Below are 10,151 nucleotides of genomic sequence, written 5' to 3' on the forward strand. Positions count from 1 at the left end.
GCCGTGCCCCTCACTTGCTGCCACACAGTCGGCAGGGCGCTTTACCACCGGCTCGGGTCGGCGAACCGCCGCCGTATCACGCGTCCCCGGTCCCGCGACGTCAACGGCTGTCGCGGCCCGCCTGCCGGCGCGCCCCGGCCGCGCGGGATGAGGCCTGGCGCTTGCGCAGGCCCGGCGAGTCCGGTGACCGGTCGGCGACCTGGCTGCTCGGCCGGGCCTTGGCCGGCGGGCGGGAGGGCCGGGGCGGGGTGGTGTTGCGGCTCTCCTTGGCCAGCTGCAGCCGCTCGGCCTTGAGCTGCTGCGCGCTGGCCTTCGCGGCGAGCGCGACGGCGCGGCTGACCCGGGCCAGCGCGTCCTCGAACACCTCGGCCTTCTGCCGGTCGCGGGTGCCCTTGGGGTTGGCCTTGCCCCGCCCCCCGGACTCGGCGACACGCAGGCCGGACTGGCGGCGGTAGAGCTTGACGTACTTGTTGCGCGCCCGCCGGACGCGGTCGTGCAGGTCGAGCAGACCGTCCTCGTCGAGGTCGGTGAGCCGCTCCCGCTCGGTCTCACGGACGAGCATCATCTCGCCCTCGGTGAGCGTGTTCATGATGGCTGTGCTCATGGGCTCCCCCGACGTCGCGCGGCGCGCCGCAGCGGCCTGTTCACGCACTCTCGCAGGCCATGCTATGTCCGAGGCGGACTGCTACGGACGGAAATGCGGCATCGGGCCGGTGCTCACGACGGGTGGGATGCGCTGGGTGTCCAGCAGGCCGGGCCATTCCGCGGCGAAGCGGCTCACCGCCTCCAGGGCCTTGAGCCGGTCCTTGTCCGCCTCCCGGGCCGCGTCATCGTCGATCTTGGCGCCCATCAGCCGGCCGTCCATCTCCCAGCGCGGGTAGCCGGCCAGCCGCCCGGCGGTCTGCACGGTGCGCGCCACGAACCGGCGCGACAGGTTGACGAACTTTTCCTCGATCCCCACGGCAGCGCTCCCCTCATCCCTGGCGACCTGCGGAAACGACCGGCGTTCCCGCTTCGATCATGCGGCGGCGGCAGCTCGTTTTGCGAATGCTCTTTCGGCTTTGAGTCGTTTTGCGCATCGACGGACCGGGCCGCCACGCATTGACGTACGTGGCCACAGACTCCAATATGTCTCTCGATACGAAACACTGTTTCGCCTACAGAAACGGGAACCTCGTCGTGAGAACATCGAGCCACCGTGTACGGCGTGCCGCCGTCGCCGCTCTCACCGCCACCCTCGCCGCCGTGACCGCGGCGCTGGCCGCACCCGTGCCCGCCTCAGCCGCGTACTCCTCGGTCACCGTCTACGCGAGCACCGTCAACGGCGACGCCGCCGACGTCTACCACCCGGTCACCAGCTCACCCCACGACCCGTGGCCGGCGGTGCTGCTGCTGCAGGGCGCCAACGTGGACAAGGCGCAGTACTCGGGCTACGCCGCCAAGGTCGCCTCGTACGGCTTCGCGGTCGTCGTGCCCAACCACTTCCAGGTGCTGTTCGGCCAGCCCGGCCTCTACGCCACCGGCGCGCAGGCCGGCTGGACGGTAACGTGGGCCCAGGCCGAGAACGCCCGCGCCGGCTCGCCGCTGCTGGGCGCGCTCGACCCGGGCAGGCTGCTGCTGCTCGGGCACTCCTTCGGCGGCGCGGCGGCGCTGAACCTGACCACCGGCCTGTGCACCCCGCCGTTCTGCACGGTGCCCGCGCCCGCCCCGCCGCAGCTGAAGGCGGTCGCGCTGTACGGGACCAACAACACCCAGCCCGGCACCGGCACCACCCCGCCGGTGGCCAACACGGTCCCGGTGGCCCTCATCCAGGGCAGCGCCGACGGCGTCGGCAGCCCGGCCAACGGCTACGCCACCTACCAGGGCGTCACCTCGCCGCCCAAGCTGTACGCCGGCGTGCTCGGAGCCAACCACTACGGCATCACCGACGCGCAGAACCCGGCCGGCGCGCGGCCCGACCTGTCCCCGCAGACCCTCGCCCAGGCGCAGAGCGTGGAGACCGCGGCCCGCTGGAGCGCCTACTGGCTGCGCGCCCAGCTCGGCGACCCGATCGGCCAGGCCTGGGTGTACGGCTTCGGCGACCTTGTCGACGCGAACGTCACCACGGAGTTCGTGCACTGACCCGAAGCCGGGCACCCGAGCCGGGCCGCGCGGTGTGCGCGGCCCGGCTCGTCATCGTTCACCGTCTATTGACCGGGGATTTGCGCGCATCGTATCGTGAGAGCGCTCTCTCAAGCACTCGGGAACTTGTGTCATCGCGATGTAGCCCTGCATCGTGGTCGGGTCCGGGAACAGTCCCGGACCCGACGAGGCCTGGAGAGCGCTCTCGCAGTCGCCCGCTGCGGGATCCGTCCACCTCATCGAGAATGTGAGGTTCCGCGACATGCGTACCAGACGAAAGGTCCTCGGCGCGCTCGCCGCGACCGCGCTGGCAGTCCCGCTGGCCGTCGCCGCGACCGCCTCGCCCGCCCAGGCGATCGGACCCGACCCGCTCCCCGTCACCGTCACCAACAACACCGGCCGCGGCGACGCGGTCTACCTGTACGTCATCGGTGTGCAGCTCAGCACCGGCCGGCTCGGCTACGTCAACGCCGCGGGCGCGTTCACGCCGTGGACCGGCGGGCAGATCCCGCCGTCACCGGCCCCCGACGTGTCCATCGCCGGTCCCGGCAACGGCGGCAGCAGCACCATCCGCTTCCCGCGCGGCTTCTCCGGCCGGGCCTACTTCTCCTTCGGCGAGAAACTCAAGTTCTTCCTCACCCCCGACGGCCTCGTCCAGCCCGCGCCCTGGGCGTCGGGCGACGCCAACTACAACATCCTGTTCGACTGGAGCGAGTTCACCTACAACGACGCCGGCCTGTGGATCAACAGTTCCCAGGTCGACATGTTCTCGGTGCCGCACGCGGTGACGGTGACCGGCGCGTCCGGGGCGACCAAGCGCACCGGCGACGTCGTCTCCAACGGGCGCGACAACGTCATCAACCAGATCCGGGCGCAGTCGGGCTGGGCGAACACCGTCTACACCCGGCCCTCCGACGGCACCGTGCTGCGCGTGCTCGCCCCGGGCAAGGCGGCCGGAGCCGGGCTGTTCAGCGCCACCTACCTCGACGGCTACATCACCTCGGCCTGGAACGCGTACGCGTCCAAGACGCTGACCGTGGTGCCGTTCACCGACCAGCCCAACACCCGCTACTTCGGGCGGACCAGCGGCAACGTCATGAACTTCACCAACTCCGCGGGCCAGCAGGTGGCCTCGTTCAACAAGCCGACCAGCGCCCACGTGTGGGGCTGCGACGGCAACCTGCAGGCGCCCAACGACCTGGTCGTCGGCCCGATCGCGCGCACGCTGTGCGCCGCGCTCAACCGCGGCACGCTGGGCACGATCGACACCCAGCCCAGCACCAACGCGGCCCAGTTCTACCAGAACAGCCCCACCAACCAGTACGCCAAGATCATTCACGCGAACATGGCCGACGGCAAGGCGTACGCGTTCGCGTTCGACGACGTCGGCGCGTTCGAGTCGCTGGTGCACGACGGCGACCCGCGCTCGGCGAGCATCGTCCTGAGCCCGTTCGGCGCGGGCGGTCCCCCGCCGAGCGGCCCGATCTCGTCGACGACCTGGTACAGCGTGATCAACAAGACCAGCAACAAGTGCGTCGACGCCCGCTCCTCCGGCACCGCGAACGGCACCGCGATCCAGCAGTACACCTGCAACAACACGTTCGCCCAGCAGTACCTGTTCCAGCCGACCAGCGGCGGCTACGTGCGGATCAACAACCGCAACAACTCCGCCCAGGTGCTCGACGTCAACGGGGTGTCCGGCGCCGACAACGCGCTGATCCACCTGTGGACCTACGGCGGGGGCAACAACCAGCAGTGGCTGCCCGTGTCCGAGGGCGGCGGGTACTACCACTTCGTGTCCCGGCACAGCGGCAAGTGCCTCGACGTCCCCGCGGCGTCGACGGCCGACAGCGTCCAGTTGGTGCAGTACACCTGCAACGGCACCGGCGCGCAGTCGTTCCGGCTTACCGCGCAGCCCTGACCGGGCCAGGACGGGGCCGCCGGGTGACCGCCCGGCGGCCCCGTCCCGTGTCGGGCGAACCTCGGCGACCGGCCCCGCGACCCGGGCACTGTGCCAGACTTGGACAGAGGGTAGTTTTCTCACCACCGGGAGGCTCGTCACGGCGGTAGACGAGGGCGCACTCGAGACCCGGACGGCCGGACGCGACCGGGCCGTGATGGGCGTCGTGCTCGCCGGCATCGCCTGGGTGGTGCTGTACGCGATCCTGCTGCGGACGACCCGCGACTCCCCCGCCGCCTCCCGCCTGGTCGGCGAGGTGATCTATCTGGTGCCGATCGCGGCCGCCACGGCGCTGGCCGTGTTCGCCGCCAGCCGCACCCGCCAACGCGTCGGCACCGCGTGGCGGCTGCTGATCGTGTCGAACTCGCTGTGGCTCATCGGCGAGTCCACCTGGGCCGTCTACTCCTACCTGTCGCCCGAGGGCGCGCCCGTGCCGTCGTTCGCCGACGCCGCATACCTGCTCTCCTACGCCGTGGCGCTGCCTGCGATTGTGATCGGCCTGGGCCTGGGCGTGCTCGGCCGGACCCAGGGGCTGCTCGACGCCCTGCTGGTGGCCGCCGGCGCGGCGGCGATCGGCTGGCAGACGCTGATCAGCCCGCTCGTGCCGAGCAGCTGGAGCGTGCCCGCCCTGGTCACGTTCCTCTATCCGGTGTTCTCCGTGAGCATCGTCAGCATCCTGGTGGCCGTCATGCTGAGCGGCGTGCGCCAGGTGCCCCGCTCGATCATCATCGTGGGCTGCGCGTTCGGCCTGGCCGCCGTCACCGACGGCGCATACGCCTACCTGACCGCCGTCGACAAGTACCAGAGCTCCAGCTGGGTGAACCTCGGCTGGCAGATCGAAGCCGTGCTGCTCTGCGTGGCTGCCGTCGTGGCCGGCCGCCGAGCGGAGGGCGATCAGCCCCGGGCCTTCGAGCCGGACCTGGCGTTCCTGCCGGCCGTGGTGGCCGTGCTCGCGGTCGGCGGCCTCGCCGTCGCCGACCTCGTCCTGGTCGGGCGGCTCAGCCTGGTGACGCTCGTGGTCACCATGGTGTTGCTGCTGGGGCTGCTGGTACGCCAGGTGGTCGCCACCCGGGACCGGGCCCGGCTCACCCAGGGGCTGCGCACCGCCGCGATCACCGACCAGCTCACCGGCCTCTACAACCGGCGCTTCTTCAAGGAGATGATCGACGTCGAGGCCGACCGCGCCGAGCGCCGCCGCCTGCCGCTCAGCCTGATCCTCATCGACCTCGACCACTTCAAGGACATCAACGACACCTACGGCCACACTGTCGGCGACGCCGTCCTGGCCGACGTCGCCCAGCGGCTGCGCCGCGAGGTGCGCGGCAGCGACCTGCTGTGCCGCTACGGCGGGGAGGAGTTCGTCTGCCTGCTGCCGGGCACCCCCGCCCCGGCCGCGTACGAGCTGGCCGAGCGGCTGCGGCAGACCCTGCGCAGCACCCCGACGGCCGTCGCCGGGGTGCCCGAGCCGGTGACGCTCACCGCCTCGCTCGGGGTCGCCACCGACGAGCCCGAGCGCGGACGGATCGACACGGACGCCCTCATCGACGAGGCCGACCAGGCCGTATACCGGGCCAAGGCGCTCGGCCGAGACCGCGTCGTCGGCTCCGGGCAGGCCTCGGCGAGCGCCGCGGACCCGATCACCGACCTGCCCCCGGCGCTGGTGTGGTTGGCCGACCGGATCGACCGGGCGCTCGGCGACCGGCAATGCGCCGCCGCGGTGTCGCGCTGGGCGTTTCGGACCGCCTCGCGGCTCGGGCTGGACGAGGCCGATCAGCGCCGCACCGCGGCCGCCGCCCGGGTGCACGACATCGGCCGGATCACCAGCCTGGCCGGACGCTTGCCCGACGAGCCGCGCGGCCCCGGCCGGGCCGAGGACCTCGGCCATCCGGCGCAGGGCGCGCGCCTGCTCGTCGAGCTGGCGGGACGCTCGGACCTGGCGCAACTGGTCGCCGCCCATCACGAGCGCCACGACGGCACCGGCTACCCGTACGGCCTGGCCGGCTCGGACATCCCGGTCGGGGCACGGATCATCGCCGTGTGCGACGCCTGGGCCGTCCTGCGCGGCGACGACCCGATCCCGCCCGGGGCGTCGCCGCCGGACGGCCGCGACGAGCTGGCCCGGGGGCGCGGCACCCGATTCGATCCCGTGGTCCTGGACGCGTTCCTGGGACTGCTCGACGACGGCGCGCTCGACGATCCGGCGCGTTTCACCGAGCCGGCTGCCGTGCCGACCGCCGTGCCCGCCCCCATCACGGCCCGGAACGAGGGAAGCACCGCCGCCCGCTGAGCCGGCGACCCACCCGCAGCACCCGCCGCTCAAGCAGGGCGCGACCCGCACCAAGGTCGCTCGATTTGCCAGGCACACGGGCGAATGCGAGGTCGAGATACGCACAGGTGCCTGGCAAGTCGGACGATCATGGGACCCCGATGCGCGCGGAAATGATTCCCGCGAGCGTGTCGAGAAACGTCGCGCGTCTCCGACCTATGGTCAGACGGGGCGGCCGCCCCGCGACAGACGAGGAGCGCACGATGAGCAAGGTCACCTGTGACATGGCGATGTCGGTGGACGGCTTCACCGCGGGCCCGAACCAGCGCGCCGACGCGCCCTTCGGCGACGGAGTCGGTGAGAGCCTGCACCGCTGGATGTTCGACGAGCCGGAGAACAACGCCGCCGAGCTGGCCGACGTGCTCGACGCGGGGGCGTTCATCATGGGCCGCAACATGTTCGGTCCCGGCCGCGGCGACTGGGATCTCGACTGGACCGGCTGGTGGGGCGACGAGCCGCCGTACCACGCGCCGGTGTTCGTGCTCACCCACCACGAGCGCGAGCCGGCGAAGATGGCGGGCGGCACCGAGTTCCACTTCGTGACCGGCGGCATCGCCGATGCCCTGGTCCGGGCACGGGCCGCCGCGGGCGACCGCAACGTCGCGATCGCGGGCGGGGCCGCGACGGTCAACCAGTTCCTGGCCGCCGGTCTGATCGACGAGCTGCGGCTGCACATCGCGCCGGTGCTGCTCGGGCGCGGCGAGCGGCTGTTCGCCGGAGTCGAGCGCACCGACCTGGTGCAGGTCGGGGTCCGGCACACCGGCCTGGTGACCCACGTGCGCTACGAGCCGGTGCGCCCGGCAGCGGCGGCGGCCCGATCGGGACCGCCGCCGCCCGGGTGACGGGAGCCCGCGACCGGCCTCGGTCACGGGCTCCCGCCCCGGCCCCACCCCACTGGTGGCCGGGGATCCGGCGCAGCGGAAGGGAGGGTGGGCCGCCGTCCGGGCGGGGGGCAGCCCACTGCGATGTGCGTCCCGAAACCGGGCCGCACCCGTCAGCGGTGGTCGTGCGGCTTCGAGAGCTGGACACACATCGATTGATGCGATCACCATACTGGGCGGGCGACCGAGAATGAGTCAACAACTTCCGGAAACTATCGGTGCATCCCTATCGAACACGGGGCGGGGCGGCGCTGTCGCGCACGACGAGTTCGGTGGCCAGCTCCATCCGCGGGCTCTCCACGTGCTCGCCCCTGGCCAGGCGCAGCACGGTGCGGGCGGCGACCATGCCCATCTCGGCCAGCGGCTGGCGGACCGTCGTCATCGGCGGCGACGACCAGCGCACCTCGGGCAGGTCGTCGAAGCCGACCACGCTGACGTCGTCGCCGACCCGCAGGCCCTGCTGGCGTACGGCCTCGTACACGCCCAGCGCCATCTGGTCGCAGGAGGCGAAGATCGCCGTCGGCGGGTCCGGCAGCCGCAGCAGGTGCGTGCCGCCCGCGAACCCGGACTCGTGGTAGAAGTCGCCCTGGTAGACGAGGCCGTCGTCGACCGGCAGCCCGGCCGACTCCATCGCGGCGCGGTAGCCGTCCATCCGGGCCCGGCTGCACATCAGCTGGGGCAGGCCGGTGATGAACCCGATGCGCCGGTGGCCCAGCCGGATCAGGTACTCGGTCGCGGCCAGGCCGCCGGCCCAGTTGGTCGCGCCGACGGTGGGCGCGTCCTGCTGCGGGATGCCGTCGGCGTCGACGAGCACCACCGGGATGTTGAGGCGGCGCAGCTCGGCCTGCAGCGGCGGCTCCACCATCGACGTCACGAAGATGACGCCCTCGGTCGCCCGGCTGCGTACACCGTCGAGCCACTGCTTGGCCGAGGCGTTGCGCCGGTGGATGGCCGACACCACGGTGCCGATGCCGGCGGCGTGCGCGACGTCCTCGACGCCGCGGATGATCTCGACGGCCCAGGGGCTGTCGAGGTCGGGGAAGACCAGGTCCAGCAGGCCGGAGCTGGTGCGGGCGGCCGACGGGCGGCGGCGGTAGCCGTGGCGGGTGAGCAGTTCCTCGACCCGTTCGCGGGTCTGCACGGCCACATCGGAGCGGCCGTTGAGCACGCGCGAGACCGTGGGCACGGACACCCCGGCCAGATCGGCGATCGCGGCGATGGTGACTTTGCGCGTATCTTTCTCAGCCACAGACAGCTCCTCAGGCCCGGCGCGACGGCAGGGGGTGCCGCCGCAGCGGCCGCCGGTCAGGACGCCGGCAGCCTGGGCTCAGCGTAGCCATGAAAGTTTCGCGCGACTACCGATACTTGTTACCGGTCAAGATTTTGTCACGGGATCAGGCGCTGAGGACGCGTGGTGCGGCGGCTCCGGGCGGCACGCCGCACCACACGACGTCGGTCAGCCCCGCGGGGCCGCGGCGCTGTCGCGTACCACCAGCTCGGTGGCCAGCTCCAGGCGTGGACTCTCGACCTTCTCCCCCTGGGCCAGGCGCAGCACGGTGCGCGCGGCCAGCAGGCCCATCTCGGCCAGCGGCTGGCGGACCGTGGTCAGCGGCGGCGAGCACCACCGCACCTCGGGCAGGTCGTCGAAGCCGACGACGCTGATGTCGTCGGCCACGCGCAGGCCGCGGCGGCGGATGGCCTCGTAGACGCCCAGGGCCATCTGGTCGCTGGAGGCGAAGATGGCGGTCGGCGGGTCGGGCAGCCGCAGCAGCTGGCTGCCGCCGGCGAAACCGGCCTCGTGGTAGAAGTTGCCGAGGTGGACGAGCTTGTCGTCGAAGGTGATGCCGGCGGCCTCGAGTGCGGCCCGGTAGCCGTCGATGCGGGCGCGGCTGCACATCAGCTGCGGCGGGCCGGCGATGAAGCCGATGCGGGTGTGGCCGAGGCCGATGAGGTACTCGGTGGCGCGCAGTGCGCCGGCCCAGTTGGTCGCGCCGATGGTCGGAGCCTCCTGCGGGGGCACGCCCGCGGGGTCCACGATGACGACAGGGATGTTGAGGCGGCGCAGTTCGGCCTGCAGCGGCGGCTCCAACGTGGAGGTCACGAAGATGACGCCCTCGGTGGATCGGGTGCGCAGGTTCTCCAACCACTGCTTGGCCGCCGAGGTGCGCCGGTGGATGGCGGACACCACGGTGCCGATGCCGGCGGCGTGGGCGACGTCCTCGACGCCGCGGATGATCTCGACGGCCCAGGGGCTGTCGAGGTCGTTGAAGACGAGGTCGATCAGTCCGGAGCTGGCCCGCATGCTCGGCGGGCGGCGGCGGTAGCCGTGGCGGGTGAGCAGTTCCTCGACGCGTTCGCGGGTCTGCGGGGAGACGTCGGAGCGGCCGTTGATGACGCGCGAGACCGTCGGCACGGACACCCCGGCCAGGCGCGCGATCACCGCGATGGTCACTTTCCGGTTGTCGTCCACGGCGGGTCGCCCTTTCGTCTTCGGTGAGCGTGCGGCGGCGAAGGCCCGGCGCAGCAGCCCGATCGAGCTGCTGCGCCGCACGACCGCGCCCGTGGCGGGCAGGTTGGATCAGCCCTTGATGCTGCCGGCGAGGCCGCCGATGAGCTGGCGTTCGGCGACGGCGTAGAAGCCGAGGGCGGGGATCATGGACAGGACGACGTAGGCGAGGACTTTGGCGGTGTCGTCGGCGTATTGGCCTTGGAAGGCCTGGACGCCTACCGGGAGGGTCCACCAGCTCTGGTCGGTGAACACGACCAGGGGCAGGAAGAAGTTGTTCCAGCTGGCGACGATGGCCAGGACGGAGACGGTGGCCAGGGCTGGTTTGGCCATGGGGAGTAGGACGCGCCAGAAGAA

At 72.0% G+C, this 10,151-nt stretch carries 9 protein-coding genes; 4 read left to right on the forward strand and 5 right to left on the reverse strand.

Annotation, left to right across the window (positions count from 1 at the left end; all coding sequences use genetic code 11):
* Window positions 1–100: 100 nt before the first annotated feature.
* Both AB0B66_RS20535 and AB0B66_RS20540 read right to left on the reverse strand, forming a co-directional pair.
* Complete coding sequence (locus tag AB0B66_RS20535; RefSeq protein WP_360531858.1) at window positions 101–604, reverse strand: hypothetical protein; 504 nt, start codon at window positions 602–604, stop codon at window positions 101–103.
* Between the two features lie 81 nt (window positions 605–685).
* A complete protein-coding gene (locus tag AB0B66_RS20540) occupies window positions 686–961 on the reverse strand; it encodes a hypothetical protein (RefSeq protein WP_360531861.1) in 276 nt (91 codons plus the stop codon).
* 218 nt (window positions 962–1,179) lie between these two features.
* Between AB0B66_RS20540 and AB0B66_RS20545 the strand changes: the two genes are divergently transcribed.
* The 4 genes from AB0B66_RS20545 to AB0B66_RS20560 all read left to right on the forward strand — a co-directional run bounded on the left by AB0B66_RS20545 (window position 1,180) and on the right by AB0B66_RS20560 (window position 7,249).
* Window positions 1,180–2,121: a hypothetical protein gene (locus tag AB0B66_RS20545; protein ID WP_360531864.1), complete on the forward strand. Its 942-nt coding sequence runs from the start codon at window positions 1,180–1,182 to the stop codon at window positions 2,119–2,121.
* Window positions 2,122–2,383: 262 nt separating this feature from the next.
* Window positions 2,384–4,042: a beta-1,3-glucanase family protein gene (locus AB0B66_RS20550; protein WP_360531867.1), complete on the forward strand. Its 1,659-nt coding sequence runs from the start codon at window positions 2,384–2,386 to the stop codon at window positions 4,040–4,042.
* Window positions 4,043–4,238: 196 nt separating this feature from the next.
* A complete protein-coding gene (locus AB0B66_RS20555; RefSeq protein WP_360531870.1) occupies window positions 4,239–6,368 on the forward strand; it encodes a diguanylate cyclase in 2,130 nt (709 codons plus the stop codon).
* A gap of 242 nt (window positions 6,369–6,610) precedes the next feature.
* The gene (locus AB0B66_RS20560; RefSeq protein WP_360531873.1) at window positions 6,611–7,249 is read left to right on the forward strand and encodes a dihydrofolate reductase family protein; all 639 of its coding nucleotides are present in this window, start codon (window positions 6,611–6,613) and stop codon (window positions 7,247–7,249) included.
* A gap of 265 nt (window positions 7,250–7,514) precedes the next feature.
* Here the strand turns inward: AB0B66_RS20560 and AB0B66_RS20565 are convergent, their stop codons facing one another.
* The 3 genes from AB0B66_RS20565 to AB0B66_RS20575 all read right to left on the reverse strand — a co-directional run.
* Window positions 7,515–8,537 carry a LacI family DNA-binding transcriptional regulator gene (locus AB0B66_RS20565; RefSeq protein WP_360531876.1) on the reverse strand — a complete coding sequence of 341 codons (1,023 nt, stop codon included), beginning with the start codon at window positions 8,535–8,537 and terminating at the stop codon, window positions 7,515–7,517.
* Window positions 8,538–8,744: 207 nt separating this feature from the next.
* A complete protein-coding gene (locus AB0B66_RS20570) occupies window positions 8,745–9,728 on the reverse strand; it encodes a LacI family DNA-binding transcriptional regulator (RefSeq protein ID WP_360531909.1) in 984 nt (327 codons plus the stop codon).
* Window positions 9,729–9,866: 138 nt separating this feature from the next.
* The coding region (locus tag AB0B66_RS20575; protein ID WP_360531879.1) for an ABC transporter permease subunit at window positions 9,867–10,151 on the reverse strand (285 nt) is incomplete at its 5' end.

The organism is Catellatospora sp. NPDC049111, from assembly GCF_040648615.1.
GTDB lineage: Bacteria > Actinomycetota > Actinomycetes > Mycobacteriales > Micromonosporaceae > Catellatospora > Catellatospora aurea.